Annotated in this window: 26 protein-coding genes and 2 pseudogenes; 8 read left to right on the plus strand and 20 right to left on the minus strand. The window is 67.8% G+C overall.

What is annotated here, in order from left to right; all coding sequences use genetic code 11:
• Positions 1 to 456: 456 nt before the first annotated feature.
• The 8 genes and pseudogenes from BKN51_RS13250 to BKN51_RS13285 form a co-directional block, all read right to left on the minus strand.
• On the minus strand, positions 457 to 744 hold the full coding sequence (locus BKN51_RS13250; RefSeq protein WP_101607929.1) for a hypothetical protein: 288 nt from the start codon (positions 742 to 744) through the stop codon (positions 457 to 459).
• On the minus strand, positions 741 to 1409 hold the full coding sequence (locus BKN51_RS13255; protein ID WP_101607930.1) for a hypothetical protein: 669 nt from the start codon (positions 1407 to 1409) through the stop codon (positions 741 to 743). The genes BKN51_RS13250 and BKN51_RS13255 overlap by 4 nt, the downstream gene beginning before the upstream one ends.
• Positions 1406 to 1744 carry a PadR family transcriptional regulator gene (locus BKN51_RS13260; RefSeq protein ID WP_233223170.1) on the minus strand — a complete coding sequence of 113 codons (339 nt, stop codon included), beginning with the start codon at positions 1742 to 1744 and terminating at the stop codon, positions 1406 to 1408. The genes BKN51_RS13255 and BKN51_RS13260 overlap by 4 nt, the downstream gene beginning before the upstream one ends.
• Before the next feature lie 177 nt (positions 1745 to 1921).
• Positions 1922 to 2294: pseudogene (locus BKN51_RS13265) on the minus strand (carboxymuconolactone decarboxylase family protein); the annotation flags it as partial.
• 123 nt (positions 2295 to 2417) lie between these two features.
• The gene (locus BKN51_RS13270) at positions 2418 to 3233 is read right to left on the minus strand and encodes a serine hydrolase (protein WP_101607932.1); all 816 of its coding nucleotides are present in this window, start codon (positions 3231 to 3233) and stop codon (positions 2418 to 2420) included.
• A gap of 97 nt (positions 3234 to 3330) precedes the next feature.
• Positions 3331 to 3987, minus strand: coding sequence for a DUF6518 family protein (locus BKN51_RS13275; RefSeq protein ID WP_101607933.1), 657 nt, complete (start codon positions 3985 to 3987; stop codon positions 3331 to 3333).
• 23 nt (positions 3988 to 4010) lie between these two features.
• A complete protein-coding gene (locus BKN51_RS13280; RefSeq protein WP_146044335.1) occupies positions 4011 to 4445 on the minus strand; it encodes a hypothetical protein in 435 nt (144 codons plus the stop codon).
• Positions 4446 to 4552: 107 nt separating this feature from the next.
• The gene (locus BKN51_RS13285; protein WP_101607935.1) at positions 4553 to 6712 is read right to left on the minus strand and encodes a DUF6461 domain-containing protein; all 2160 of its coding nucleotides are present in this window, start codon (positions 6710 to 6712) and stop codon (positions 4553 to 4555) included.
• A 162-nt stretch (positions 6713 to 6874) separates the two neighbouring features.
• Here BKN51_RS13285 and BKN51_RS13290 point away from each other — a divergent pair, with 162 nt between their 5' ends.
• On the plus strand, positions 6875 to 7255 hold the full coding sequence (locus BKN51_RS13290) for a hypothetical protein (protein ID WP_101607936.1): 381 nt from the start codon (positions 6875 to 6877) through the stop codon (positions 7253 to 7255).
• 57 nt (positions 7256 to 7312) lie between these two features.
• Here BKN51_RS13290 and BKN51_RS13295 read toward each other — a convergent pair whose 3' ends face one another.
• From BKN51_RS13295 to BKN51_RS13310, 4 genes are all read right to left on the minus strand, one after another.
• On the minus strand, positions 7313 to 8470 hold the full coding sequence (locus BKN51_RS13295) for an HAF repeat-containing protein (protein WP_335645072.1): 1158 nt from the start codon (positions 8468 to 8470) through the stop codon (positions 7313 to 7315).
• Between the two features lie 534 nt (positions 8471 to 9004).
• Positions 9005 to 9793, minus strand: coding sequence for an ANTAR domain-containing protein (locus BKN51_RS13300; protein ID WP_101607937.1), 789 nt, complete (start codon positions 9791 to 9793; stop codon positions 9005 to 9007).
• 60 nt (positions 9794 to 9853) lie between these two features.
• The gene (locus BKN51_RS13305) at positions 9854 to 10537 is read right to left on the minus strand and encodes an ABC transporter ATP-binding protein (protein WP_101607938.1); all 684 of its coding nucleotides are present in this window, start codon (positions 10535 to 10537) and stop codon (positions 9854 to 9856) included.
• Positions 10534 to 11616, minus strand: coding sequence for an ABC transporter permease (locus tag BKN51_RS13310; protein ID WP_101607939.1), 1083 nt, complete (start codon positions 11614 to 11616; stop codon positions 10534 to 10536). The genes BKN51_RS13305 and BKN51_RS13310 overlap by 4 nt, the downstream gene beginning before the upstream one ends.
• Positions 11617 to 11787: 171 nt before the next feature.
• On the opposite strand from BKN51_RS13310, the gene BKN51_RS13315 reads away from it, so the two are divergent.
• Entirely contained in the window at positions 11788 to 12963 is a 1176-nt protein-coding gene (locus BKN51_RS13315) for a sensor histidine kinase (RefSeq protein WP_101607940.1), read from the plus strand.
• Positions 12960 to 13595 (plus strand): response regulator, encoded by a 636-nt coding sequence (locus tag BKN51_RS13320; RefSeq protein WP_101607941.1) that lies wholly within the window; start codon positions 12960 to 12962, stop codon positions 13593 to 13595. The genes BKN51_RS13315 and BKN51_RS13320 overlap by 4 nt, the downstream gene beginning before the upstream one ends.
• A 241-nt stretch (positions 13596 to 13836) precedes the next feature.
• On the opposite strand, the gene BKN51_RS13325 is transcribed toward BKN51_RS13320, so the two are convergent.
• Positions 13837 to 14403: a TetR/AcrR family transcriptional regulator gene (locus BKN51_RS13325; protein ID WP_101607942.1), complete on the minus strand. Its 567-nt coding sequence runs from the start codon at positions 14401 to 14403 to the stop codon at positions 13837 to 13839.
• 87 nt (positions 14404 to 14490) lie between these two features.
• On the opposite strand from BKN51_RS13325, the gene BKN51_RS13330 reads away from it, so the two are divergent.
• The gene (locus BKN51_RS13330; RefSeq protein ID WP_101607943.1) at positions 14491 to 14952 is read left to right on the plus strand and encodes a nuclear transport factor 2 family protein; all 462 of its coding nucleotides are present in this window, start codon (positions 14491 to 14493) and stop codon (positions 14950 to 14952) included.
• A gap of 1 nt (position 14953) precedes the next feature.
• On the opposite strand, the gene BKN51_RS13335 is transcribed toward BKN51_RS13330, so the two are convergent.
• From BKN51_RS13335 to BKN51_RS13350, 4 genes are all read right to left on the minus strand, one after another.
• Positions 14954 to 15712, minus strand: coding sequence for an ABC transporter ATP-binding protein (locus tag BKN51_RS13335; RefSeq protein WP_101607944.1), 759 nt, complete (start codon positions 15710 to 15712; stop codon positions 14954 to 14956).
• Entirely contained in the window at positions 15709 to 16731 is a 1023-nt protein-coding gene (locus tag BKN51_RS13340; RefSeq protein WP_101607945.1) for a taurine ABC transporter substrate-binding protein, read from the minus strand. Before BKN51_RS13340 ends, BKN51_RS13335 begins: the two co-directional genes overlap by 4 nt.
• A 15-nt stretch (positions 16732 to 16746) precedes the next feature.
• Complete coding sequence (locus BKN51_RS13345) at positions 16747 to 17550, minus strand: ABC transporter permease (RefSeq protein WP_101607946.1); 804 nt, start codon at positions 17548 to 17550, stop codon at positions 16747 to 16749.
• A 75-nt stretch (positions 17551 to 17625) separates the two neighbouring features.
• Positions 17626 to 18318, minus strand: a complete 693-nt coding sequence (locus BKN51_RS13350; protein ID WP_233223169.1) for a class I SAM-dependent methyltransferase — start codon at positions 18316 to 18318, stop codon at positions 17626 to 17628.
• Between the two features lie 85 nt (positions 18319 to 18403).
• On the opposite strand from BKN51_RS13350, the gene BKN51_RS13355 reads away from it, so the two are divergent.
• Entirely contained in the window at positions 18404 to 19411 is a 1008-nt protein-coding gene (locus BKN51_RS13355) for a DUF2891 domain-containing protein (RefSeq protein WP_233223168.1), read from the plus strand.
• A 28-nt stretch (positions 19412 to 19439) separates the two neighbouring features.
• Complete coding sequence (locus BKN51_RS13360; RefSeq protein WP_233223167.1) at positions 19440 to 19925, plus strand: DinB family protein; 486 nt, start codon at positions 19440 to 19442, stop codon at positions 19923 to 19925.
• On the opposite strand, the gene BKN51_RS13365 is transcribed toward BKN51_RS13360, so the two are convergent.
• On the minus strand, positions 19912 to 20655 hold the full coding sequence (locus tag BKN51_RS13365; RefSeq protein WP_233223392.1) for an SDR family NAD(P)-dependent oxidoreductase: 744 nt from the start codon (positions 20653 to 20655) through the stop codon (positions 19912 to 19914). The two genes, BKN51_RS13360 and BKN51_RS13365, sit on opposite strands and share 14 nt — an antisense overlap.
• Positions 20656 to 20700: 45 nt before the next feature.
• Positions 20701 to 20922 (minus strand): annotated as a pseudogene (locus BKN51_RS44265) (Atu4866 domain-containing protein); the annotation flags it as partial.
• Between the two features lie 101 nt (positions 20923 to 21023).
• Between BKN51_RS44265 and BKN51_RS13370 the strand changes: the two are divergent.
• Together BKN51_RS13370 and BKN51_RS13380 are read left to right on the plus strand one after the other, a co-directional pair.
• On the plus strand, positions 21024 to 21881 hold the full coding sequence (locus BKN51_RS13370; RefSeq protein ID WP_101607950.1) for a helix-turn-helix transcriptional regulator: 858 nt from the start codon (positions 21024 to 21026) through the stop codon (positions 21879 to 21881).
• A gap of 1078 nt (positions 21882 to 22959) precedes the next feature.
• Entirely contained in the window at positions 22960 to 24435 is a 1476-nt protein-coding gene (locus BKN51_RS13380; protein WP_233223166.1) for a S1 family peptidase, read from the plus strand.
• A gap of 62 nt (positions 24436 to 24497) precedes the next feature.
• Here BKN51_RS13380 and BKN51_RS13385 read toward each other — a convergent pair whose 3' ends face one another.
• Positions 24498 to 26501 carry an AbfB domain-containing protein gene (locus BKN51_RS13385; RefSeq protein WP_101607953.1) on the minus strand — a complete coding sequence of 668 codons (2004 nt, stop codon included), beginning with the start codon at positions 26499 to 26501 and terminating at the stop codon, positions 24498 to 24500.
• Between the last annotated feature and the right edge of the window lies 1 nt (position 26502).

Here is a 26502-nt window from a genome sequence, read left to right on the forward strand (position 1 = left end):
TGCAAGGACATGCCTACAAACAGCCCAGTTCGATGGACTTAGGTCAAATGAATGAATTAGTCGGACCGACTTCGAAATTCGAGTGAACCGCAGATCGACAGGACGAAACTGATTTCGTCACCCGCCTGAACGTACGAGATCCACCAGGCTTCCGTCGAGCGGGGAGAATCTGTCAAGGTGACCGTTGCCCACCTGCCGGGCCACGGAATCCCATAATGCGGGTCGAGTTGCGCTCGTGGACATCGCCGAACCGGGCCGCAATTTTGTTCCCGGTCGCACGGTCAGCGTCTCGCAAACCATGGCGAAATTCGGTCCGGTGATAACAAATGCCGTCAATGGGACTTATCGAAGGATAAGGCACGGTCGGCCCGGGATCACCCGAATTCGAGCTTGCCGAGAACCGGTTTCACGCCAAAGCAAAGGTTTTCCGACGCCGCCTACGACAAACTCGGCATCTCAGGCGGGATTGGCCTCATCATGCTGTTCCGCCGAACGCTTCGTCTTGCCGCCGGATCGCAGATGCCTGACCGAACCGGCCACCAGCGCGGCCGCGCCCATGGCGACGGTCACCGGCATTCCCGCAAACCAGATCATCAGGGCGAGGGCGCCGACGCTCATGGTCAAGGCGAAGGCGCCGACGATGAGCAGGACCGCCATTCTTCGGGTGCGTTCGCCGTCGTCCACGATGTGCCGGAGCAGCGCCGTTCCCGGAGTGGCGGGCTCGGGTGGGCGTTTTCCGCTCATCGGCACTCCTCGGCCCGCGCGGCGGAAAGAGTAAGGTTGCGTCGCAGTTCCCAGGCGCAGGCGACAAGGCGAAGCGCGTGGCCGAGCCTCTCGCGGCGAGGCACCTCCCGGAGATCGGCACGGAACTCCTCGGCGTACCGCAGGCGATGACTTTCCGGCAGTATGCGCGCGGCCAACGCCACCAGCCGCTGGCATGTCGGGCCGGGGGCAGCGGGATCGGCGCGCCAGGCAAGGGGACTCGGCCGGTCGCCGGAGAGTTCCGCGCTGACCATCGCCACTTCGGCGCCGCCGCTGGACATGTGCTTGGCCGTGAGCTCCCCGGCGGACCATGTTCCATAGTTCGGCGTCGGGGCAGGCCCCAGCGCGGCCTCCAGATCTTGCACGAGCGTCCGGACCCGGTGAAGGGCCCGTACATAGTCCGAAAAGACCTCTCTGCCGGTCATCGCCTCGATCTCGCTGTCGAGGTATGAGGTCGCCGCTTCGGTGAACATCAGCGCATCGGCGCGCTCGATGTCGGCGGCGAAGCCATATCGGCTGATCGAGTTGGCTTGGGAAACCAGGTTCTCTCGAAGGTAGTCGCGCTCCGGGTACCACCACGGGTACTGGTTCTTCAGCTTCAAGAGCGCGTTGGCGACGCGCCGGGCGGATCGACTGGCGGAGGTCATGAAGCACCTCCCGCAAGTCCGGGCCGGAGGCGGCCGAGCGCGGTCGCCGAAGTCCTGGCGAGCGCGGCCCCCGCGAGCGCGACACCGTCAGGACTGAGACGGTAATACCGGCGACGCGGTCGTCCTTCCGTCTTCGGATCGACCTCTTCCCAGCGGCTCTCCAGCCAGCCGAGGCTTTCCAGCCGCGCCAGAATCGGATGGATCGTCCCGCTCGCCAGGCCTGCCGACGACGAGATTTCCAGGCCGTAACGCTCCTGCGACGGGTCGTCCAGCAGCACGCGGAGCACCAACTGCGTCGGGAGTGTCATCCGGGGCCCGGACTGATTTCCAGCCATACTCTAACTCTACCTAGGGGCTAGGTAGAGTTCAAGAGAGCCAAGGGGGCCTCACATTCGGCGGCGGTCTCTCGTCGTACCCGGGACAGCACTCGCGACCAGGAGGCGAAATCCGAGACACTCGACCCGGGCCTGAGCGCGATCGTGAGCGAGCGGCGCCAGCTGATCGGGCTCGCGTGCGGCGAGTTGGTCGTCGTCGAAGTGCTTGGCGACGTTCGCCCATGCCTCGTCGGTGACCTCGCCGCCTCGGCCATCCGGCATGCCTGCTCGGTCAGCTCCAGCGCGGCGCGCTCGGCGTCGGTGAAGACCGTCGCCTCCCGCCACGCCGCGACCAGGTTGATCCGCACGGCCGATTCGCCCGCGACGGCGGCCTCCTTGGTGTGCATGTCCAGGCATACGGCGCAACCGTTGATCTGGCTCGCACGCATCCGGACCAGCTCCTGCACGGTGACCGGCAAAGACGAGTCGAGCAGCCCTTCCCTGCCGAGATGATGCCCTTCAGGAACTTTCCGCCGACGGGGTTGCCGAAGTAGTCGAGCCGGGCGTTCATGACGATCTCCTTGTGTCGTGGTGGTGTTCTGCCCAACCGACGACACAGCCCGGCGAGATGTGAGTCAGGCCGACCGCGCGGACCCGGACCGCCGAGCATGGTCCGGGTCCGATGTGGACGCGATCAGTTCCTGAAATACCCCTTGAACAGGATTTCGCTGATCTTGGTGGTGGTCTCCATGCCGGTTTCGAATCCGTTCTGGATGACCTTGGTGTTGTTCATCAGGGCGAGGGTGTATCGCTCGTGCGGTCCGACGAAGCCGACCGAGTTCATGATCCAGGAGCCGTCGTCGTTGTCGTCGGACCAACCGTCCTTGTTCCCCGGCCGCGCGGCCGGGCCCGCACCCCAGACTCCCCACTGCTGGTTGACATCGACGGTGCGCATCTCGCGGACGATGTAGTCGCGGTGCTGCCGGGGCAGCTTCGTCAGGACGTAGTTGACCAGCCGGTCGAGGTCGTTCGCGGTGGTGAGGATCCAGCCCCAGTGATGCGGATGCTGGTCGGTGAACCGCATGTCGGTCATGCCGTAGGACGGGAACCGCTTGGCGAACTCGGCCTCCCCGCCGTACCGGGTCCACAGCGTGTGCGCGGCGGCGTCATCGCTGGAGTTGAGCATCCGGTGCATCAGGTCCCGGTCTTCGGCGGTCAGCTGGACCGCCCCGGAGTCGTTGCGCAGCAACAGGTCGACGACCATGGCGAGCTTCGGGGTGGAACAGGCCCAGATCAGGGTCCCGGCGGCCGCGCTCCGGTAGACGGCACCGGTCCACCGGTCCCGGAGGACGATCCCGGTGTCACCGGGCCTGCTGTCGGCATAGGCCTGGGCCTTGGCGATGCGCGTCTGGAGCTCCCTGTCGAAGCGGGTGGTCGCGCCGGCGGGTGCGGCGGAGGTCAACGCGACCACGGCCAGCATCGCGGTCAGGATTACGGAAAATCTCTTCATGTGTTCCCCAGTTTTCGGAAATCGGTCCTTCCTGAGGAGGAAGGCGTTCCGAGGTGCCGGAGGTTGCCACGACTTGGTCGACAGTGACGACGGTCACTTACAGCAGCATCTCTTCGATCAGGTCCGGTGCGGAGACGATGCCGTACCCGATCAAGGTCAGCGGAACGAGCAGTGCCAATGCTTTGCCGAGTTGACCGCGAGTCCTGCCGCCGAGAAGCAGGAGGCCCGCGGCAGCGAGCGCACTCACGACCGGCAAGAGCGGCCTGTCCGAGACGACGAAGCCACCCTTGCGGTAGGCGTCGGCGAGCACCAGTCCGGCAGCGCCTGCCGTGGCGAGCGACCCCGGCCAGCCGGGGTCCCCGATGTGACGGAAACCCATTCCCAGTAAGACACCCGCGATGACGGCGAGAACACACCAGGTACCGACGGTCGGCAGATCGATCCCATAAGGCGGAGCATCGGGGTACTTGATGCCGTACACGACATTCTTGCCCAGGTAGAAGGCAAGCACGGCGGACAGGAGCGCGATGATCGCTCGTACCACTGCCTGCCGAGACGAGCGCCGTGTGGTCACGAGGCTCACGAAGACGATCCAGATGACGAAACTGTGCGCCAACACCCGCAGGTCCGTGTAGTAGGCGACGGACGCGAACGCGCCGGAAACTACGCCCGCGACGCTGATCAGCAGCTCTGCCGCCCCTGGAACATAGTGCCGAGCGATGGTCTCCGCCTGATCAGTCGAACGTGATGACATAGGCTCCCCCTCCCTGCCTGCGGTCAGCAGATGTCGCCGTTGACCTTGCCGCCGACGCTGATGGCATCGGTGAGGTTGTCGACCTTGGGATCGAGATCGCCCCAGTTGCCGTTGGGAGAAACCCAGATCTCCTTCCAGCACTGGTTGGACTGGTGCCAGTCGTACCCCCACACCTGCACGCCGGATCGATTCCAGATGGAGGAGGTCTGGTCGCCGTAACCGTCAGCGCCGATGTTGTAGAAGCCGTTCTCGAGGAACCCCCGGCCCCAGCCTCCGTTTTCGTGCCGGGCGCCGTAGTGCTTGAAATAGCAGAACTCGAGATAGGTGCAGTTCCAGATGTAGTAGTCCGAGCCCTCAGGCGGCACGTCCTCCACGGTCGCCGAAGCCGTTACTGAGCTTCCGAGCAACAGAAGGGTTGCGGCAAGCGAGGTGACCGTACCGCGGAACGCGTTCTTCACGGTGAGCTCCATCCATGTCTCAGTGGATGTACCGACGAGCCAGGATATCCATCTTTCTGTTCGTGGGTATGAAAAGGTCAATCGAGGCTGGGCAGACTGAAGCGTCCTCAGCACTCACGGGCCACCCGCCGTGCGTGCTCCAGCAGTTCCTCCCCCGCCGGACCGGACGCGTTCCGCGCCGCCGACAGCGAGCGGATCGCGCCGGACAGCGGATCCGGATTGGTGGCGTGGTGGATCGCCTCCCACAACCAGGCATGGTCACGATGCGCCCGCAGCTGCGATCGCCTGGCCAGGAGTTCCGCCTCGGCGCTCAGGCGGCGCTCCGCGAGTACGTCGGCGATGACCGGGTCTCCGGCGACGCCGACGTACTCGGCCACGGCCGATGCCGCCTGCCAGGCCAGGTCCCGCAACGTTTCCTCCGGTACGAAAGCCAGCCGATCGGTTTCGGCGCCCAAGGGACCATCACCGGGGAACGCTCGCGAGCCGTCGGGATTGCGTGCCTCCGGATACAGCTCGGACAGGTGCGGAAGGATGCGATAACCGGCGTTCGCCTCGACCATCCGCTCGACGTCCTCCTTCCGCAGCCGGTTTCCGCTGTACCGCTCGACCGCGAGAACACCTTTTTCCAGGTTGTCGCGATAGCTCTCGAAATCAAGACCGGCCAGGGCTTCGTTCACGTCGGGATCCGTGATCTCCTCCGCGCAACCGAGTTCGTGCGAAGCGAGGACGTTCCCGTTGTCCGCGAAGGAAAGCCTGGTCACCGCGTTGATGTTCCAGAACAGGCTCGCCGTCCGGCCGGTCCGCGACAACGACTCCAGCACGGGCCCGCAGGAACCCTGGAACCCGTTGAACTCCACGGCCAGCACGCCACCCTCGACCGGTAGCACCGACACCCAGGGATCGAGATCGAAATCCTGCGAGAGTTCTTCCGCGGACTCCGGTTCGGCCGGGTCCGCGCCGAAGGCCAGGAGCACTTCGTCCGGAGAAGCTCCCCTGACCATCGTGACCGTCGCCGCGTCACCGAGCGCGCTCTCGTCGATCCACCGGTACGCGGTCTCCGGCGGCGGCTCGATGTCGGGTGCGGGCTCACCTCGGAGGACGTAACCCAGCCTGTCACCACGCTTGTACACGATGTCCGGGCCCGGCGGCGCCTGCCAAAGCACGAGTTCGTACCGCTCGCGCTCTTCACCGTCCCGGCCGATCGCGTGCACCCTCACCCGGAAATCGCCGGGCCATGGCGGTGTTCTCGTGCGATGCGGGGTGCTTTCACCCAGCGTGGCGTCACCTTGCTCGGCCCGCCAGGAGATCTCGGTGACTTCGTCCCACCAGTCGACGTCCACCGTGTCCGGCGGTCCCTCGAGAATCCGCATCGTCACGGACAGCCGGCCTTCGCCGAGCCCGGTCCGAACGGCGACCCCTCCAGGGACCGCGACGGCCAGGCCGTTACCGCTGAAATCGGCCTCTCCGACGACGGGGCGCTCGGCGAGGACGAACTGGTGTGCGTGCACCTCCGCCGAACAAGACGCCGTCGCCGGCAGCAAGTATTCGGCCCGGCGTTTCTCCAGCAATGCGGCCGCGTACCCGGGCGGCATCGGACTTTCGCTCAACAGAGCCGAAACGGCGGCGAGGGCGACGCCGACGACAGCCGCGGGGGTCCCGGCGAGCAGCGGAGCGTCCGTCCGCCGCAAGACCGGCGCGGCGACCGCGACGGCCAAGGCGAGATGCGCTTCTCCCTGTGCCGCCGCCAGTTCCTCCTCGCCGGTGAGTTCCGGTGCGACCGCCAGCAACGGCGCCAAGGTCTCGTGCTCGGCCAGCTCCGCGACCAGCGCCACGATCAGCGCGGAGATCCCCGGTCGCACCTGATCGAGCAGGCGCACCGCGGTGACCGTCTGCGCGTTCGGCCCGTTCGACATCATGAAACCGAAGGCCTGCGGTGTCGCGTCCGGCCCCGGTACCGCCGCTTCGACCTCCTCCGGAACGACCACCACCAGCTCGTCCAAGGTCAGTTCGAGCGCGCCGAGCAGCCGCTCGGAAACGGGATCACCGAGCGAACGGAGCCTGCTCAACACCTCCGATTCGCCGGACCCGGCCACCAGCCGGCCCGCTTCGAGCCCGAACGCGTCCGGCGTCACCTCGGGGACGCCCAGCCTGCCGAGCGCAGTCGCGGGGCCGCGCGGGATACGGCCGCGCAGCAACGGAATCAGATCCGCCACCACCGGCACGAGCGCCTCCGCCAGCCTCGACGACACCTCCGTGTGCTTCTCCACCCCAGTCCTCCCACTTCGACGACGCGAGGCACGGTAGCGGGTCCCACCGACGATTTCCGGACATCGGCCGGGACTGCGTGTGGGGCGCTGTCCGACCTGGCCGGGTGAAGGAAGGTCGTGGGGTCATGACGCGGACGTTCTTGGCTCCTCGCAGCCACGACGGTGGTCGGCCTGGGGTTGCTGTTCGGCGGCGCCGCGACCTGGCGCCAGGTCGGAGTCAACCGCGACGGGCAGGCACCGTGGCAGGCCGGAACACCCGACGGCCCGCAGCATCCCACGCCCGTCGTCGACGAAAACCGGCCATGGCTGCGGATCCACTCTCCGGACATCCCGGCCGCGATGATCATCCTCGCGCGAAGACCGCATTCATGCGACGCGCCCCGGCTCTACCTGTCCCGTGTCGATCTTCGCGGCGCCGACATGCGCGCCCGGCACCTCACGGAGGCGATCCTGGTCGGCGCGCGCGCCGACGGCACGACGGTCTGGCCCGAGGATTTCGGACCGGATGTCCGGCGAGAACACGGGATTTCCCTGGCCGAATAGAGTGTGCGCTGGTCGAGCAGCAGCTCGACCAGCGCACACATGTCCTACATCGAAACGCTAGCCGAGGGTCCAGTACACCGCGTGATCTTTTCCGCCGGCGACGGTGGCGGTTCCGACGACGCGGCCGCTGTCGGTGATCCGGTAGGCCTGGCTGCGGTTACCGCCGGGGAGCAGACCCAGTTGCCTGCGCTCACCGTTCCGGAACCAGGCGGTCGCCTGATTCTTGAAGGTACCCACCGCGGTTCCGACCGAGTCGACTGCTTCGACGTCGGCGCCGAGGCCGTCGTCAGCCAGGATGGTGAGATCGCCGGCGGGATCCCAGAGCACGGCCTGCCGCTTGGGCGGGTAGGCGTAGCCGGTACCGACCGCGTAACCGGTGGAGCCGATCTGGTAGACCCAGACCGAGTGCGGGCTGGGCCAGTCCAGACTGTGCCTCGTGCCGGTTTGATCCCAGGTCGCCGGGATCCGGGGCCCGGTCTTGGTCTCGCTCAGCACACCGGCGGCCACGCCGGGCTTGTTGATCTTGCTGGCTCCGCTGCTGTACCCCAGGGGCTCCAGCTCGGTGATCGGCCCGCCGTTCACCCACCGCACGGCCTGGTTCGCGCCCGTACGGAAACCGCTGCCCACGATGATGCTGCCGTCGGCGGAGATGCCGTCGGCCATGCTCCAGGTCTCGCCGGGCAGCGCGCCCAGATCGGTGGCCTGGCCGTTCGGATCCCAGCGGACGGCGTGGTACTGGTTGTCCGGCGTCGTCCAGTTCCCGACGACGACACCGGTGTCACTGATCGCCGCAGCGGTGCCGTTGCGATAGCCGGGTGGGACCTGCAGCGTGGTCGCCACGCCGTCGGCGTCCCATCGGGTCGGCACGGCGGCGGTCGGGGTCAGCACATAGCCCGCGGAAACCCCCTGGTTGTTGATGTCACGAACCTGCCCCTCGGTGCCGCCTGGCGTGGGCAGGGCCATGATCTGGCCATCGGCGTTCCAGCGAACCGGAAGACTGCGCCGCGCGGGTCCCGCGAAGGACAGTCCGACCATCACCCCCGCGTCATTGACCGCCAGAACGGTGCTGGCGTCGTCGCCGGGCAACGTACCGAGGTCGATCGGCCCGGCCTGGGTGGCCTGCGCCGTCCCGGCCATCGCGCAGGTGAACACGACAAGAGCCGCCGTCAGCGACCAAAACGGTCTTCGGCCACCGGCCACACGATTCCCCATCATGATGACTCCCCATCCTGATCCAGTAGCGGGTGACGGACATCGGGCAACACGACGCTTCACCGATCACCCCCTGCGGTGACGGCGAGTGTCCCACTGACCGTGTATCGAATTCGCGGCACAAAGCGATTCGCGCGTATCCCCCGAATGACCTCTCACCCAGTTCTGACGCGAGGCGACGCCTCGTCGTCCGCGGATCACAATGCCCTCACTCACAAGTCGGAAGTAACCGCCACTCGGGCGAATTCGACAAGGCCGTGTCGTCGGCGGAGTGTTCATATCATTCCGGCAACAACAACGAATCGATCACAAAAATGCCCTGGTGGACGCCTTGCCCCGTCCTCTGAGGACCGGAGCGGCGCGGGCGACAAGGCTTGCCGGAAATCGGCGATCGCGGCATTAAAGTAATGACAACCCCATGAATGGGATTCCGGGAATCCTATTTCGCGGCATCGTTCTCTTCCCGGCCTGGGCCGAGCGCCTCCTCGCCAACGGCGAAATGGCCGGAAGTGAGACCCGTGGCCGGATCCACCGGGATCAGAGCCGGTGGAGGTCCTCGAGAGCGTCGAGGGTGGCCGTCCGGCGATACCAGTGCAGCCACGCCGCCGCCTGGGAGGCGATCCTGGTCAGCTCGGCGCGGGTGGCTTCCGACGGGCCGTGGCCCGAACGGCGATAGTGCACGGAAACGACGCCGGCGCACCCGTCCGGACCGCAGATCGGGATGCTGTGCACGGCCCGGACCTCTTCGGCGACAAGGGCTTCGAGCGCAGGGCGATCGAAAATGCCGCACGTGGTGACGTCGGCGACCGTGACCGGTTCACGCACCCTCAAGGCGATGCCGCACGCGGTGGCGTCCCCTTCGACATGGGCGAAGTGCTGGAAGAACTCCGAGGAGAATCCCTCGGCTCGTTGCAGTTTCAGGCCGGTATTGCCCGTCGTCACCGTTTGGATGTCACCTTGGGCGGTCTGGGCACGATCGGTCACGGTGTCCAGGGTCGCCCGCAGGAGCCCCGACGGCCGGATCGCGGGCGAGGCAGGCAGGAAGTCGAGCTCGGGCGCGCTCCGCCAGACACGAGGCGAGAACCAGCGCCCGTTCCGCCAGGGGCGAGGCGCGACGAGCAACGCCCTCGCCAGCGTGTCCGGGGCGATGTGATGACGGCGAGCGGCGGTTCCCAGCGCACGCATCGCGGTCGTGGCGTCGGAGAGGCCGTACCTCGCCATCAGCACACTGGCGGCGTGCTCCAAGGTCGCCCTGTCGCGCAACCGCGTCAGCAGGCCGTCGGTGTCCACCGGCAGCCTGGTCCCGGCGGCATCGAGACACGTCATGGCCTCACTATCCGCTCTCCGGTACCGCCGGACAAGAACAGCGTCGAACTGTGGCCGTACCTAGCCCACCGGTGAGGGTGTGCTCAGCCTGCCATCGTGGACTTCCGTGATCCGGTCCACGGCGGCGAGGTGGACGCGGTCGTGGGTGACCAGAACCGTGGCGGTGCCGCGTTCGTGGGTGAGCCGGGTGATCAGCTCGATGACCGCGGCGCCGCGCTCGTGGTCCAGGGCGCTCGTCGGTTCGTCGATCAGCAGCACGGTGGGTTCGTTCATCAGCGCGCGGGCGATGTTCACCCGCTGCCGTTGGCCGCCGGAGAGCTGATGCGGTCGACGGCCCGCCAGGGGCGCGAGCCCGACGGCGTCGAGCAGTTCCATCGCCGCGCCACGGGCTTTCGCCGGCGAGCGGCCGTCGATCCGTGCCATGACCTGGAGCTGCTCGGCGGCGGTCAGGGATGGCAGCAGATTGGGCTGTTGGAAGACGATCCCGATCTTCCGGCGGCGCAGTTCGGTGAGTTCGCCGCGGTTCAGGCCGGTGGTCACGACGCCGTCGACGGTGACGGTCCCGTCGTCCGGGCTGATGAGGGTGGCGGCGACGGCGAGCAGGCTGGACTTGCCGGAACCGGAGGGCCCGGCGACGGCGGTGAGCGAACCCGGCGGAACGTCCAGCGTGACGTCGTCGAGGGCGGTGAGGCGGGACTCGCCGTCGGGATAGGTGAGGGTGACACCGGTCAGCTTCAGGCTCATCGGGCACTCCCCAGTGCGGTCAGCGGGTCGACGGAGGTGATGCGGCGGACGGACAACGCGGCCCCCAGCGCACCGAGCAGGATCATCACGGCGGCGGGAACGAGCACGGTGGCCGGAGTCAGCAGGAACGGCACGGCGGAGCCCGCGACGACGGCGCCGAGCAAGGCGGCCAGTCCGGTTCCGGCAGCGGTGCCGCCGACGAGAAGCACGACGGCCTGGCCGAGCGCGTCCTTCAGCAGGAAGACCGTGCTGGCCCCCAATGCCTTGAGAACGGCGATGTCCCCGCTGCGCTGAATGGTCCAGACGGTGAAGAAGGCGCCGATCACGAGTGCGGAGATGGCGAACAGGAAGCCGCGCATCAGTTGCAGGGAACCGTTTTCCGAGGTGTAGGAACCGATGGCAGACAACGATTCGTCCTTCGACACCGTCTTCGTTCCCAGGGCACGGTCGACGGCCGCGAAATCGACGTCGCCGGCAGCGGTCAGCGCGAGCACGGTCGCGCTCGGCTCACCGCCGGTGGGCGGCGCCGTCCTCGCCCAGACGTCGAGGCCTGCCCACACCACCGGGGTGTGGCTGAACCAGGCGTCACCCGACACGGCGGCGACCGTCAGCGGGCGCCCGGCCACGGAAATGGTGTCCCCGCTCCGGACGTCCAGCTCTTCGGCGGCGGAGGACGAAAGTGTCACCGAGTCGCCGGTGAGCATTCCGCTGTCCGGGGCGAGCGCGGAGCCGGGACGGACTCCGAACACGGAGATCCCGGCGCTGCGGTTTCCCGCGGTGGCCTTGGTGGTGGCGATGCCCAGCGGCTCGGCTCCGGTGACGCCCGGTGTCGCGGTCCACTGCCGCAGCTGTGTCTCGCTGACCGCGGAGTTGGCGAAGGAGAGGCTCTGTCCGTCACCGGGAGCGGCGAAGACGATCTTGTCCGCGGGCAGGCCGGTGACGGCGGAGATGTTCTGCTCCCCCAGCCCGGCGGTGAGCCCCGACAACAGACCGACCAGCAGGGTGATGAGCACGACGGCGGCGCCCATCAGGGCGAACCGCCCTTTGGCGAATCTCAGGTCTCTCCAGGCGACGAACACGGCTCCGGTCTGTCCTTTCCGGCGGGTGGGCTGGGTACCTCTCCACGATCGCCGTCGAGTCCCGAATGGACATCTCGCCGGAGTTGGCACTTCACGAGCCGGAAGGCGGCGCGCCGCTTCCACCTTTCGATAGAGGCGATTCCCGACCCGGCTCCGTAACCTGGACATACTGTGAACGCCGCGCCCGTCCTGACCCCGACCAGCCGGGTGCTGACCTGGTGTCTGCACCTGCTGCTCCTCGCCCTGCTCGCACTGGCGGCCGCGCGGGCGGTGGCCGACGACTCTCCCCGGGCGGGAGCGGTCGTCGTGACGGCGGCGCTGTGCGCCGTGGTGTACGCGGCCGGGCCGCTCCTGCCCCGCGTCCGGACGTCACGACGAGCCGCCACGTGGTGGCTGACCGCGGTGGGCACCGTGTGGCTGGCCCTGCTGGTGCTGACCGCCGACGGCGTGTGGGTCGCCTTCCCGCTGTACTTCCTGCAATTGCACCTGCTGCCGCGTCGCCAAGGCCTGCTCGCGGTGATCGTGACCGCGGTGGCCGCGATCACCGCGTTCGCCGCCCATCAGGGCGCCTTCACCCCGGCTGCGGCGATCGGCCCGGCACTCGGCGCGGCCGTCGCGGTCGCTGTCGTTTGGGGATATCAGGCGCTTTACCGCGAGAGCGAGAGCCGCCGGAGCCTGATCGAGGAGCTCACCGCCACCCGCGCCGACCTCGCCGAGGCCCAGCACGCGGCCGGAGTGCTCGCCGAGCGGGAGCGGCTGGCCCACGAGATCCACGACACCCTCGCCCAAGGGCTCTCGAGTATTCAACTCTTGTTGCGTGCGGCCGAAAGGACGCTGCCCGACACCGCCGGGAACGCGGCCCGCTACGTCGAACAAGCGCGCCAGGCGGCCGCGGACAACCTCGCCGAGGCTCGCCGCTTCGTCGTCGCGCTGAGCCCTCCCGCGCTCGACGACACCACGCTGGCCGACGCGCTGGAAAGGTTGTGCGCCACCACCGGCGCCCGGCACGGGATCACCACGCGCTTCCACCTCACCGGCGCACCCGTTCCGCTGCCGACCACGCACGAGGTCGCGTTGCTGCGCATCGGCCAGGCCGCCCTCGCGAACACCGTCCGGCACGCCGACGCGGCCACAGCCGACGTCACCCTGAGCTACCTGGGCGAGCAGGTCGCCCTCGACGTCGTCGATGACGGCATCGGCTTCGACGACGTCGACAGTGGCTTCGGTTTGACCGCGATGCGGACCCGAATCGAGACACTGGGCGGAACCTTCGCCGTCGAGTCCTCCCCCGGCCATGGCACGACCTTGTCCGTGCGGTTGCCCGCCGAACCGGAGGACCGCTCGTGACCGACGCCCCGATCCGCCTCCTCCTGGCCGACGACCACCCCATCGTCCGGGCGGGACTCCGTGCCGTACTCGAAACCGAACCCGGTCTCGTCGTGGTCGCCGAAGCCGCGACCGCGGAGGCCGCGGTCGCCCGCGCCGCCGAGGGCGACGTGGACGTCGTGCTGATGGACCTGCGCTTCGGCGCCGGAATGACCGGCGCCGAAGCCACCGCCGCGATCACCGCCCGGCCCGGCGCACCCCGCGTCCTGATCGTCACCACCTACGACACCGACGCCGACACCCTGCCCGCGATCGAAGCGGGCGCCACCGGCTATCTCCTCAAGGACGCCCCGCCCGAAGACCTGGCCGCCGCCGTGCGCACCGCCGCGGCCGGACGCACCACCCTGGCCCCGACGGTCGCCGACAGGCTTATGAACCGCATGCGGATGCCCACCATCGCCTTGACCCTGCGCGAGATCGAGGTCCTGGGTCTGGTCGCCGACGGTCTGTCCAACCGGGCCATCGCCGCACGGCTCCATCTGACCGAAGGCACCGTGAAGTCCCATCTGGCGCGCAGTTACACCAAACTCGGCGTCGACTCGCGGACCGCCGCCGTCGCCACCGCGACCGATCTCGGCCTCATCCGCCGCTGATCACCTCGTGAGTGGTTAGGACGGTTCTGGTGGACCTGCGTTTGCCTACCCACTGGATCCTGATGTCATCTGGTGGGCTCGTTCTGGATGCCGATGTGGGCGTGAGCCGAAGGGGCCTTTCGTCGCATGTCACGCGGGGAAAGCTCCCTTCGCCGCAGGAGATGCGGGCATGGTCACCTTCAGCTCTCCGTGAACCCGGCCGCCCCGGCTACCGCACTCACCGTCCTCACCACTCACGAGGTCACTGGACGCCGAGCAGCGTCGCGACGGCCTCGCGCGCCTGACGGGCCGGAGCCGGGTCCCCGCTGATTCCGGCCGTCACGATGGCCCCTTCAGCGAGCAGGAACACCGGCTCGGCCACAGCGAATCCCGTGGCACGCACCCAGGTCTCGACCTGTTCGCGAAACGCCCGCTTGTGCGCCCGCACCTCGGCCAGCACCGCCGTCGACGAGGGGCCGACTTCGCCGTGGGCGTTGATCCAGGCGCAGCCGCGGAAGCCGGGTTCGGCGAACCATTCGGCGAGCCAGTCGAAGATCGAGAGCACCCGCTCCCGGGGATCCTCGACTTCCTCGACATGGGCGGCCAGGCTGCCCCTCCACCGCTGATCACGCCGTTTGAGCATCGCCACCACCAGGTCCTCCTTGGCTTCGAAGAACCGGTAGATCCGCTTCAACGAAAGGCCGGACGCCGCGCGGACCTGGTCCATGCCGACCGCCTGGATGCCGTTCTCGTAGAAGAGCTTCTCGGCGGCGTCGAGCAGGGCTTCGCGGTCCAAACGGTTCTGCTCGTCGGTGACGGCGGCCGGCATCGGAACTCCTTGACGTTGAGAACGGTCGTTCCCTACTCTAGGCGCCAGACGTGGAGAACGCACGTTCTCAACCCGAGGAGGCCGACCATGCCCGAAGATCGCCCACCCTTCCCGCCGTTCACCCAGGAAACGGCCCTGCGGAAGGTCCAAGCCGCCGAGGACGCCTGGAACACCCGCGATCCCCGCCGGGTGGCATCGGCGTACACGCCGGATTCGGTGTGGCGCAACCGGGACACCTTCGTCCAGGGCCGCGAGGAGATCGTCACCTTCCTGACCCGGAAGTGGGAGCGCGAACTGGACTACGCGCTTCGCAAGAACCTCTGGGCGTTCCACGACAACCGGATCGCCGTCCGCTTCCAGTACGAATGGCACGACCAGGCCGGACAAGGGTGGCGCAGCCACGGCAACGAACTCTGGGAGTTCGATGAGCACGGTCTCATGAGCCGTCGCGAGGCGAGCATCAACGACGTCGCCATTTCCCGCGGCGATCGGCGCATCCACGGTCCCCGTCCCGTGGACGAGTACGGGGCCGAGTTCCCGCTCCGGTAGTTCAGCTCGGCTGGATCGCCCGGACCGCGGTGGCGACCTCGCCGCGAAGAGCCGCGTACTCCGCCCAGCCCCGCAGTTCGGCCGCCGGGACACCGGTTCGCGGCAGATCGACGGGCAGGTCCAGGAGGATCCGACCCGGCCTGTCACTGAGCACGATGATCCGGGTGGCGAGGAAGACGGCCTCGTCGACGCTGTGCGTCACGAACACCGCGGCCTGCCCCTCCGTGTCGGTCAGCCCTCGCACGTCCTCCTGCAACCGCTCCCTCGTGAGGGCGTCGAGCGCGGCGAACGGTTCGTCCAGCAGAAGCAGCCGCGGCCGGGCGGCCAGCGCGCGGGCGATCGCCACTCGCTGCTGCTGCCCGCCGGAGATCTCCCACACCCGCCGCTTGCCGAGTTCCCCGAGCCCCACCTTCGCCAGCAACGACGCTGCGGCGGCGGGGCGCTCGGCACGCGGGACACCCGCCCACCTCAGCGCCGCGGTGATGTTGCCGTTCACCGTGTGCCAAGGGAACAACCGCGGCTGCTGGAAGACCAGGCCGACGTCGCGCCCCGGCCGGGGCAGCCGTCCGGCGAGCGTCACCGACCCCGTCGTCGGCCGCTCGAACCCGGCGACGAGCCGCAACAGCGTGCTCTTTCCCGATCCGGACGGACCGACGATGACCACGAACTCCCCCGCGTCGACCTGGAGGCCCACCGGGCCCAGTGCGACGACATCGCGGTAGCGGTGCTCGACATCGTCGATGTCCAGGAGCGGGCTCATGCCGTCTCCGGGACACGGAGAGCGGATCGGAAGGTCTCGAGCGCCGGGACGGCGTCGACCTTCTTCTGTCCTCGCAAGAATTCGGCGGTGTCGCGCAGCCGATCGGCGAGCGCGCCCGGCGCCGACGCCGAGCCGAAGTACTCGGGCGCGCGCTGCTGGGCGTGGTCGAGATAGATGTTCTGTTTCAGTTGCGCGAGCGCGTCTTCACGGGTGCTGCCGATCTGACGGGCGACCGCGTCGGCGACCGTGCCCGGATCCTTGGCGATCTGCCCGAGCGCCGCGTCGGTCGCCTTCAGCCACTCGGTGATCACCTGCGGATTCGCGTCGATGAACTCGTTACTGGCGACGGTGAAGGTCAACGTCGGCTTGCCCGCCTTGGCCAGCTGGGCGCTGTCGATGAGCGTCGTGCCGTCCTTCTGGATGCTGGACAGCGTCGGCGTCCACACGTAGGCCGCGTCGATGTCACCGCGCTGCCAGGCCGCGAGGATGTTCTGCGGCTCCAGATCGACGATGGTGACCTTCGCGGGGTCGACCCCGGCCTGCTGCAAGGCGGCGAGCAGGCTGTAGTGCGCGGTCGAGCTGAACGGAGCGGCGACCTTGCGGCCCACGAGGTCGGCGACCTTGGTGATTTCCTTGCGTGCCACCAAAGCCTCGCTGTCGCCGATCACGTTCAGCAGCTCGATGATCCGGTACGGGATGGCCAGCGGCGGGCACAACGCCTGCGCGGTGGGACTGCTTCCGATCACCGCGAGATCGAGCGAGCGGCCCAGGAACGCGGTGTTGATACTGGCGCCGGAATCGAAGGCGGTCCACTGGATCCGGTAGCCCGGCAAGGCTTTTTCCAGTGTTCCCTGGTCTTTCACCAGCAGGGTGCTGTCGGCGAACTTCTGGTAGGCGATGCGGACGGTCTTCCCGTCGGCGCTCGGCGAGGACCCGCCGACTCCGCAGGACGCGAGCAGCGGGCCGGCGGCGAGCCCGCCGAACAAGGACAGCGCGGATCGCCGGGTGAACTGAGGCAAGGGTTTCTCCTGGTTTCAGACCCGTCCCCGCCACGGGGACAGCAGGCGGGCGAGGGCGACGATCACCGAGTCGATGAGCAGACCGGTGATCCCGATGACGAACAGGCCGAGGATGACGACCGCCGTCTGGTTGTAGCGCTGGGCGTTGAGCACCATCCCGCCGATACCGTCGGCACCGTTGACCGTTTCCGCGGCGACGACGGAGCTGTAGGCGACACCGACGGCGAGCCGGATCCCGGTCAGGATCTCGGGGGCGGACGCGGGCAGGATCACCGAAGCGAGCACGTGTGCCCGCCGGGCGCCCAGTGCTTGCGCCGCTTCGACGTACTGCCGGTTGACCCCGAGGACGGCCGCGGCGGTCGCCACCGCCACCGGCGGGAACGCCGCGACCATCAGCAGGTACACCTTCGGTTCCTCGTCGATGCCGAGCCAGATGACCAGCAGGCTCAGGTACGCCAGCGGCGGAAGGGCGCGAAGGAAGGTGACCAGTGGCTCGAGCGTCACGCGGACGACCGGTACCAGCCCCATCACCAGCCCGAGCCCGATGCCGATCAGGATTCCGTACCCCGCCCCATAGCCGACGCGCCGCAGGCTGACGCCGAGCCGCTCCCACAGCGTGGAACCGGCATAGCCGCCCTGACCGTTCGCGGAGTCCGAAGTGGACAGAAGCTGATCCCAGACCCGTGCCGGGGCGGGGACGATCTGTTCCGGCCACAGCTTGGCGAGGGTGACCAGCTGCCAGAGCACCACCAGGACGACGATGGCGGCGAGCGCCAGAGCGGGCCTGGTGAGCGCGGCGGCCCGGCGCGACGAGGACATGCCGGGGAACTTAAGGCAGGGTGCGGCAGACGCAGTAGGGGTTCCGCATGCTGGGAGCGCGACCGCCCGGTGCGCTCAGTCCACGATCGCGGCGATCTCCCACAACCCCAAGGACTTGTCGGCGTAGGCGCCGTTCTCCTCGGTGCATCCCTCGACCAGTACCGCCAGCGGCTCGGGGAATCCGAACGGTTCCCGGCACAGGTTCAACGGCCGCCAGTCGCCGGTCGCGATGTCGGTGTTGGCGCCCAGTTCGGTGAAAGTAGTGGTGAGGAGGTACCGGGAGCCGCTCCGCCGAAGGTTGCGCAGTGCGCGCTCGATGTCGGCGAAACTCAGGTGGACCAGACAATCCCGGCACAGCACCAGATCCGCCGAGGGCAGCGGATCGCCGGTCAGATCGAGCACCCGGAACTCCCGCACCGGATCGTCCCGGAACCGCGCGGCGTTCAGCTCGACCAGGTCCGCGACGATGTCGGCACCGATGTAGCGCTCGAGATCGAGACCCACCTCACTGAGCCAGCCGAAGTCCCCGCACGGCAGATCGAGCATCGTGCGCACTCCGAACCGGTCGAGCAGACCCGGTAGCCGATCGCACAGCTGCCTGGTCTGAACCTCCTCGGAACCGGGCCCGGAGACCGAGCCGGAACTCCACAGCCTGGATCGGAAGATGTAGGTGAAGCGGTCCTGGTTCTCCATGCTTTCGAGCTCTTCGGCGACTCGCCGGTAGTTGCGCTGCGCAGTGGTGATCGGCCGTTCGTCCACGCCTCTCATCATAGATCGCTAGGGTTGTTTCGGGAGCCAAGGCGAATCCAGGGGGCAGCGGATGACCGGGTGGGCCACCGAAAGAAACCGCTTGATGAGGGCGAATGCCGGCGATCTGGCCAGGACGGCGTTGACGAACGTCGTACGCGAGTATCCGCACCACGAAAGTCACTGGCACTTCGAAGGCGTGACCATCCCTGCCCCGCGACTGTCGCACCCGTGTTTCTACGGCAGTTTCGACTGGCATTCCTGTGTGGAGATGTTCTGGGTGCTGGTTCGCCTGCTGCGTCATCACCCCGAGCTCGTACCGGCCGCGGAGATCCGCGCCACGCTCGACGAGCATCTGACCACCCAGGCACTCGCCGGTGAGGTCGCGTTCTTCTCCCCCGAGGAACACCGCACCACCCAGCGCCCGTACGGCTGGTCCGCGCTGCTGGAACTCACCTTCGAGATCGCCACCTGGGAAGACCCGGATGCCGCGCGCTGGTCGACAGCCCTGCGAGAGTTGAGCGAGGTCTTCATCACCCGCTACCTCGACTGGTTGCCTCGAGCCGCCTATCCCATCCGGTACGGCATACACGAAAACGGTGCGTTCGGGTTGTCCCGCGCCCTGCCTTACGCCCGCCATCTCGCGGACAACGGTGACCCCCGGCTGCACCAGGCCATCACCGAGACCGCCTGGCGGTGGTTCGGATCCGACCGCGACTATCCCGGCGCCTGGGAACCCTCCGGAGCCGACTTCCTGTCCCCCGCCCTGGCCGAAGCCGAACTCCTCTCCCGTCTGCTGCCCGCGCCCGAGTTCGCCGACTGGCTGCACGGTTTCCTTCAAGGCCTCGCCGACCGGGCACCCGCGACGCTCTTCACCCCGGCGACCGTGTCCGATCCCTCCGACGGGCAGATCGCCCACCTGCACGGCCTCAACCTGCATCGCGCCTGGTGCTGGTACCGCCTCGCCCAGGCCCTGCCCGACGGCGACGCCAGGATCACCGCCATGGTGGACGCCGCACGCGACCACACACAGGCGTCGCTCCCGCAGACCACCGGCGGCTCGTACATGGTCGAGCACTTCCTTGCCTACTACGCACTTCTCCTGCTCAGCTGAGCGAATCGAGCCGACAATGACCTGGTCGATGGCGAAAACCACCACCGGCGCCGAACGTCGTCTGCTCGAGTACATGCTCGACCGCAACCGGGCCGAGGTCGTCGGCGTAGTGCGCGGCCTGTCCGAAGCCGACGCCCGCCGCCGTCTCGTCACCTCCATGACCACGCCGATCGGCTTGCTCAAACACGCCGCGGTCGCCGAACGAATCTGGTTCCAGCACGTCCTCGCGAGCCTGCCCGAGGACGAATGTGACGGCGGCACGACGCCGGGCGACGCCAGTTTCGTCGTCGCCGACAACGAGACACTGGACGAGGTGATCACCGAGTTCGAGCGCGCCAGTGAGCGCTCCCGGGCGATCGCCGCCGATTTCGACCTCGACGTCGTCAAGACGCATCCCCGCGCCGGTGACGTCAGCTTGCGGTTCATCTACCTGCTCTTGATCGAGGACTTCGCGCGGCACGCCGGGCACGGCGACATCCTGCGCGAGCAGATCGAGGCGTTCAGTAGGCGGTGAGACCGCCGTCGACGACGAGCTCGGTCCCGGTGACGAACGAGGATTCGTCACCGGCCAGGAAGAGCATCACGGATGCGACCTCGGCGGGGAAACCCGCGCGGCGCATGGGAGTGCGCACGATGTCCGGTTGCCGGTCGCCCTGCTCGTCGAGGAGGTCCTGGATCATCGGGGTGGCGATGACCCCGGGGTGCACCGAGTTGATCCGGACACCACGGGTCGCGTATTCGACGGCGGCGGTCTTGCTCAGCAGCCGCACCGCTCCCTTGGACGCCTGGTACGCGGCGGCGGCGCCGCTGCCCACCAGCCCGAGCACCGAGGAGGTGTTGATGATCGAGGCGTTGCCGGAAGCGCGCAGCAGCGGCATGGCCGTCTTCATCCCGAGCCAGGTACCGGTCTGGTTGACCGCGATCACCCGTTCCCAGGAATCCTGCGTGGTGTCCTCGATCCCGGGCCAGTCCACGACGCCGGCGAGGTTGACCAGGATGTCGAGCCTGCCGAAACGCTGCCCGGTCAGCTGGACGACCTCGCTCCAGTTCTCGGGCGACGAGACGTCCAAACCGGCCGCCAGCACCTCCGCGCCTTCCGCGATCAGGCGTTCGGCAAGCTCTTCCGTGGCGTCCTTGACGAGGTCGGTGACGATCAGGCGCGCGCCTTCGCGGGCGAACAGTTCGGCGGTGGCTTGTCCGATACCGCCGGTCGCGCCGGTGATCAACGCGACCTTGCCGTCCAGCCGTCCAGGCGGGTCTTCTCTTCCAGCGGACTCTCGATAAAGGACGAGATGCTCGTGATAGAGCACGCCGTCGCGGATGTCGCCCGTCGCGGTGAAGCCGGTGTCGTCCACGTAGTCGAGATGGTTGCCGGTCACCGTGTAGCGCCCGGTGTAGGCGCTGCGCCGCTCACCGCGCGCTTCGTCGTAGCGTCCGTCGGCGCGGAGCTCTTGCCGGATGTGCCCGTCCGCGGTGACCCACATGCCGACCACGTCAGTATCGCTAGTCATACCGATCAGCGTCGACGACGGCGAAAGCCGATGGCAGGACACGTGGTGCCTGGGTGTGCCACACCCAGGCACCACGACAAGCGGCGACCTACCCTGGCTCCATGGGCACTGGCGAACTGGGAACGTTCCTGCGCGCACGCCGCGCGGGGCGGACCCCCGAAGACGCGGGCGTGCGCTATTCCGGCAGGCGCCGGGTGCCCGGACTGCGCCGCGAAGAAGTCGCCGTGCTCGCCGGGGTGAACGCCGACTACTACACCCGCCTGGAGCAGGGCCGCGAAACCCGTCCGTCGCCGCAAGTGCTCGACGCTCTCTGCCGCGCCTTGGATCTCGACCCCGACTCCCGCGAGCATCTCTACCGGCTGGCCGGGGCGACACCGGACGGCGCACCCGCGCCGGTGCGTCGGACCGTCAGCCCCGAACTGCGGCAGCTCATGGACGGCTACTCGAACACCCCCGCCTTCGTGCTCGACCGCGTCCTGGACGTCCTGGCCACCAACACCCTCGCCGACGCGCTGTTCTCACCGTTCCGCGCGGTGGGCAACCTCGCCAGGATGACCTTTCTCGACCCCGCGGCGCGACGGTTCTACGCGCGGTGGGACTGGACCGCGCAGGCCACCGTGGCAAATCTGCGGGTGGCCGCGGGCTTCGACGCGCAGGACTCCGGTCTGCGAGATCTGGTGGCCGAACTCGGCGAAGGCAGCGCGCTCTTCCGCGAATTGTGGGAGACCCATCAGGTGCGCGGCAAAACGCGCGAACCCAAACATCTCGTGCACCCCGACGTCGGCCCGCTGACCCTCACCTATCAGGCTTTCGACGTCCGCAGTGTTCCCGGGCAGCAATTGATCATCTACCACGCCGAACCCGCCACCCCCAGCTCCCGGGCTCTCGCGCTGCTGAGCAGCCTTCACGCCACGGAACGCCGCACGCGGACAGCCGACGGCGACCTGTCCGGAGTGTGACCAACCGATCAGAGCAGTCACTCGCTGTTCGTGAGCCAGGTGAGGCGACGAAAGGCAGCCAGCTACCTGTTCGGGTGAACTCACCGTGAGCGCGAATGCTCGATTCCCGTCGGTTTTGGCTGAAGTTGACCGTACCCGGCAGTTGCGATCAGCATCTTTCACTCCCGCGGAACCGGTGTGTGCAACGTCGTCGGCATGGTTCTCCACCTGCGGAGATCACTGCGTCGGCGCAAGTCGCGGTGACCAGGCACGGCGCCGAGAAGACAGGCCGCCGGGCTGCCGAGTCCGGTTGACGGCTCTGGTCCATTCGATGCCGCCGACTACTTTGAGTAGCTTCAGGAGTCACTCGGACCGCTGAGCGACGCGTGCATACCGTTCAGCGCGACACACGCTGTACTACTGAACGGTCACAGACTGCTTTCGACAAGATGTCTTCAGCTGCACCGAGTGAAGACCCGGTAACGCACGCGTGGCCCCCTGCTGTAACAGGAGGCCACGCGGATGTCCCAATCGCCCGCTCGCTAGAACAAGGACAGGACAGCCGTGACCCTACAGCCTGAGAACGCGAAGGCACCAGACAGCGACCCGCCCCAACGGGTCAAAGTTGTCATAGAGCACATCGAAAAGCCGCCGCCTCGGGTCGCCACCTCCGCGGAAATGATCCGCGCGGCGCGACCTCTCCTGAGGAGCCCGGGTCGCCACCGCAAAGTGCAGGCTCGCGACAGCTGGCTTTGCCTGGCGATGGCGGTCCTCGCCGGCTGGGCTCCGACACTGCGGATGTGCCTCCTCCTGACGATCGGCGGCGGAATCATCGTCGGTCTCGTCAAGATCAGCACACCGGAGATCGGTGCGTCGGCAGGGACCTGTGTCGGTCTCCTGACTCTCTTCGGCGCTTGGATTGTCAAAGCGCGCCAAGGTAAACAGCGCCGGGAACCGAGCTTGTAGCCCGATTCGCCCCGTGTCGGCCGGATTGTCGGCACGGGGCCCGCGATTCCGCCGCATTGTTGGAAAATCTCCCCGCCTGCCCGGCGTCCTCCGGTTAAATGATCGCGAAGTCCCTGACATGTGAGGAGATCTCGTGCGGAGAGCTAGAAGACTGGGGGCCCTGGCCGTTTCGGTGCTGGCAGCGACCACAGCACTGGGCAGCCCGGCGTTGGCCGACACCGTGCAGTCGTTCCACACCTCGCTCGACCCCGCCACGGTGCGGGAGTCGGTGCGCTACCTGGTCGAGACCTACCAGGTGAACGAGCAGGAGGCGTTGCGCCGTCTGGAGTTGCAGACCGACGGCGTCAAACTGGACGAGTTGCTGCGACGTGATCGCGGCGCCGAATACGGGGGCATGTGGCTCGACCAGGGCAAGGGCCAGCTGGTCGTGGCCATGACCGAACCCGCCAGGGCCGAGCCGTATCTCAAGGCGATGCCCGCCAGGGCCGATGTCCGCACACAACGGGTCCAGCACTCGTTGCAGCAGCTCACGGCGGCGAAGGAACGCGTCGCGGCCAAGGTCGGCGCGGGACCGGAAGCGGTCTACCTGCCGTCGGTGAGTGAGTCCGAGAACCGCGTCGTGCTGTGGGAACGCTCCTGGGTGGCTCAGGAGAAGGTGGCCATGCGTGCCGCCGGCGACGTCGTGACCGCCGAAGTGAATACCGCCCGCCAGGCCGCGGCGGCGGAACCCGGCGTGGTCGTTTCCCGCGTCCTGGCGAACCCGAACGCGCTGGCCACGCCGAACGTGGACCTGGGTTTCTGTCATCCGCTCTACTGCACCAACTACGGCCCCATGCGTGGCGGTATCCGGTTGGACATGAAGCGGGACGACGGCACCTGGGGCGGCTGCACCAGCGGCTTCAACCTGCGGTCCACCGGCGGCGGTTTCCCCGGCAAGGGCTGGGTTCTCACCGCGGGGCACTGCATGAGGACGAAGACCAACAACACGCCCACCCAGCACAACGGCAATGCCGTGCTGCAGCAGCACGGCATCGAGAAGAGCTCGTATCCGTACGACTACGCGGCTCTGCCGTACGTCGACAACGCGGCGGCCACGAAGTGGCTCGAAGGCCAGACCGGTCGTAACCGGGTGCTCAAGTACTGCCGCAACGGTGGCATGGACAGCAACGGTGACACCCCGTGCGGTGCGCAGGCCACCTCGGTGGACGAATACATCACCGGCACCCGCAAGCTCGCCGAGATCAAGGCCGGGTGGGTCGTCTGCGCCAGCGGGACGGCGTCCAGCGCGGTGAACTACCCGGATTCCGTCGACAGTGGCGCGGGCGCCGGCTACCTCGTCGGAACCCGCTGCGGCCGTGTCCTCTCCACGGACGTCGGCATCAACACCGACCTCTGCGCCCGGCCGGGCGACAGCGGCGGACCGCTGTTCAGCCAGGCCGATCACGCGGCACTGGGCATCCTGATCGGCAACCAGCAGTCCCGGTCCGGCCCCTGCCAGGCGGGCGAACTGAACAACTACGCACCGATCGAGACGATCACCACCGATCTCAGCGAGCGGATCGCCAGCCAGGGCTCGAAGTTCGCGGTCATCACGACCTCGAACGGCTGATCTCCAAGTACGTGATGGCCCCCTTCACCGCGTCTAACGCGGTGAAGGGGGCCATCACGTATTCACTGCCGATAGGCCGTGGTCTTGCCTGTCGCCGGATCATGCTCGATACGGCCACCCTGGAAAAGCTGACGCTGGATCGCACCCACCGTCTCAACCCCGCTGGTGGGGTACTTCAGGTACGACCGCTCCCAGTCCATGGAGGCCCACTTGGCCTTGATCGGACCGTGGGTCTCATGCGCGCCGGTTCCGGACGTCCAGTAGATCGAACCGCCACCGAGGAAATGGTTGTACCGGCCGACCTTGTCCGGTGTCCCGGTCTCGTCGGTCGTCGGCGGGCCGAAGTCCGGCGCCTGATGCGCACCGATGCGGCGGTACTCGGCGAAGATCAACCCTTCCAGTTGCTTGACCCCGGTCCGCTGGCTCCAGTAGAGCCTGCCCTTCGCGTAATCGCGGAACCGCACCGTGCCGTCGGTCACTTCCGCGGCGATCGGACCGCCGAGCCTCGACCGGATCGCGTCGTCGTTGAGGTAGCGCTTGACGATTTCGGTCGTTTCCGGCGGTGCCGGCGCGTCGACCACCCAGGTCGCCTCAACCGCGAAGTAGTCGGGGTGGTCCCGGTCCATACAGATCTCGCCGGGCAGCTGACCAGGCTGCGGCGGCCCGGTCGGCACGCAGTACGGGCCGTTCTTCCCCGCGACCAGGCCACCCTTGTGCCGCAGGAACGCGCCGGGCCTGCCCACGGACTCGAACGACACACCGCCGCCGCTGAGTGCCCCGGGGCGGACGCACCAGGTGGCGTTCCGGCGGAAGCCGTCGGTGTCGTCACTGGGCCTGACGACGACCTCACCGTCGATCTGCAGCACGAAGAAGTCGGGACGGGTGGGTGATTCGAGCGAGACACAGTTCGGGTCCGCCAGTCCGGGCATGATCTTCCAGGCGAAGGTGGGCTGTGTGGTGGCCGGAACGACCGCCCCGTACGGCTCGCTGATGTACGAACCCCGGTTGCCGAGCTTGACCGCGCCCAATGACTGGGCCAGTGCCAGGCTCTGGCCGACCGCGAGGAAGCGTTCGACGTCTTCCGCCGTGCCTGCCAGCGCGACCCTGGCCGCTTCCGCGAGGGCGGGACGGACCATGCTGTTGGTCGCCTTGGCACCGATCTGCTGTACCCGGCGACGATTGTCCTCGTCTCGTTTGGCGAGCGCGTTCTGCCGGTCCCTGCCGTGCGCCGCGTGGACGCCGGTCTGGATGAATTCCTTCCAGACCACCGGTTCCTTGCTGCGCACCGCGCTCGTGGCCGCCAGATACAGCTCACTGCCCTGGATACTGCGCTCCCAGATCTCCCAAATGAACCCGTCGTCCGGGAGCACCAGAAGCGACGCGTTCGGCACCAGCCCGACCCTGGCCGCGGCCGCGGACTTGGTGGCGTTCCAGGCTTCGACCGCCTTTTCCGCTTCCGACTTCTCTTGGTCGGCGTCTCGTTTGTCCTGTTGATCCTGGGCGTGTGTCTCGAAGATTCCCTGGCGCAGGAACTCTTTCTGCGCTGCTTCGGTTCCTTCGAACGCCGCCCACGCCGCTGCCTTCACCTTCGGTCCGGGCGCTCGCTCCCAAAGCCAGAACACGAAGTCCCGGTAGCTGCGAAGCAACACGTCCGAATCGACGACCGTGATGTAGATGGCCGCCGCGCCGTTGCGTTTGAGTTCGATGGCCTGCCGGGCCGTTTCCACGTCTCGCTGCTCGTTGGCCCGGTCTCGGGCGCGGGCCTCCTTGGCCCCGGTCTTGATCCACTGTGTGCACGCGTCGTCGTTCGACGGTGTCATGGCGAGTTCGGCGGAGGCCCGCACCTCGGCGCCGGCGGCGAGCTTCCAGACCTCGAAGACGAAGTTGCGGTCGGTCAGCCGCAGCAGCGCCGGAGTCGGTTCGATCCCCAGTTCGGTGAGCGCTTTCGCCTTTTCCTGTTGCGACGCCGCGGGGATCGCCTGTACCTGCTGCCCGGCCGCGGGGGCCGCGGCGGCCGTCACCGGATGCGTCATCCCGACGACCAGTGCGATGGCGACCGGAAGCACG

Source organism: Amycolatopsis sp. BJA-103, from assembly GCF_002849735.1.
In the GTDB taxonomy this organism is placed as follows: Bacteria; Actinomycetota; Actinomycetes; order Mycobacteriales; family Pseudonocardiaceae; genus Amycolatopsis.

Excerpts from the sequence above, each read along its gene's own strand:
- BKN51_RS13250 (WP_101607929.1), bottom strand. The coding sequence starts at position 744 with ATGAGCGGAAAACGCCCACCCGAGCCCGCCACTCCGGGAACGGCGCTG.
- BKN51_RS13255 (WP_101607930.1), bottom strand. The coding sequence starts at position 1,409 with ATGACCTCCGCCAGTCGATCCGCCCGGCGCGTCGCCAACGCGCTCTTG.
- BKN51_RS13260 (WP_233223170.1), bottom strand. The coding sequence starts at position 1,744 with ATGGCTGGAAATCAGTCCGGGCCCCGGATGACACTCCCGACGCAGTTG.
- BKN51_RS13270 (WP_101607932.1), bottom strand. The coding sequence starts at position 3,233 with ATGAAGAGATTTTCCGTAATCCTGACCGCGATGCTGGCCGTGGTCGCG.
- BKN51_RS13275 (WP_101607933.1), bottom strand. The coding sequence starts at position 3,987 with ATGTCATCACGTTCGACTGATCAGGCGGAGACCATCGCTCGGCACTAT.
- BKN51_RS13295 (WP_335645072.1), bottom strand. The coding sequence starts at position 8,470 with ATGATGGGGAATCGTGTGGCCGGTGGCCGAAGACCGTTTTGGTCGCTG.
- BKN51_RS13300 (WP_101607937.1), bottom strand. The coding sequence starts at position 9,793 with ATGACGTGTCTCGATGCCGCCGGGACCAGGCTGCCGGTGGACACCGAC.
- BKN51_RS13305 (WP_101607938.1), bottom strand. The coding sequence starts at position 10,537 with ATGAGCCTGAAGCTGACCGGTGTCACCCTCACCTATCCCGACGGCGAG.
- BKN51_RS13325 (WP_101607942.1), bottom strand. The coding sequence starts at position 14,403 with ATGCCGGCCGCCGTCACCGACGAGCAGAACCGTTTGGACCGCGAAGCC.
- BKN51_RS13330 (WP_101607943.1), top strand. The coding sequence starts at position 14,491 with ATGCCCGAAGATCGCCCACCCTTCCCGCCGTTCACCCAGGAAACGGCC.
- BKN51_RS13335 (WP_101607944.1), bottom strand. The coding sequence starts at position 15,712 with ATGAGCCCGCTCCTGGACATCGACGATGTCGAGCACCGCTACCGCGAT.
- BKN51_RS13345 (WP_101607946.1), bottom strand. The coding sequence starts at position 17,550 with ATGTCCTCGTCGCGCCGGGCCGCCGCGCTCACCAGGCCCGCTCTGGCG.
- BKN51_RS13350 (WP_233223169.1), bottom strand. The coding sequence starts at position 18,318 with ATGAGAGGCGTGGACGAACGGCCGATCACCACTGCGCAGCGCAACTAC.
- BKN51_RS13355 (WP_233223168.1), top strand. The coding sequence starts at position 18,404 with ATGAGGGCGAATGCCGGCGATCTGGCCAGGACGGCGTTGACGAACGTC.
- BKN51_RS13360 (WP_233223167.1), top strand. The coding sequence starts at position 19,440 with ATGGCGAAAACCACCACCGGCGCCGAACGTCGTCTGCTCGAGTACATG.
- BKN51_RS13370 (WP_101607950.1), top strand. The coding sequence starts at position 21,024 with ATGGGCACTGGCGAACTGGGAACGTTCCTGCGCGCACGCCGCGCGGGG.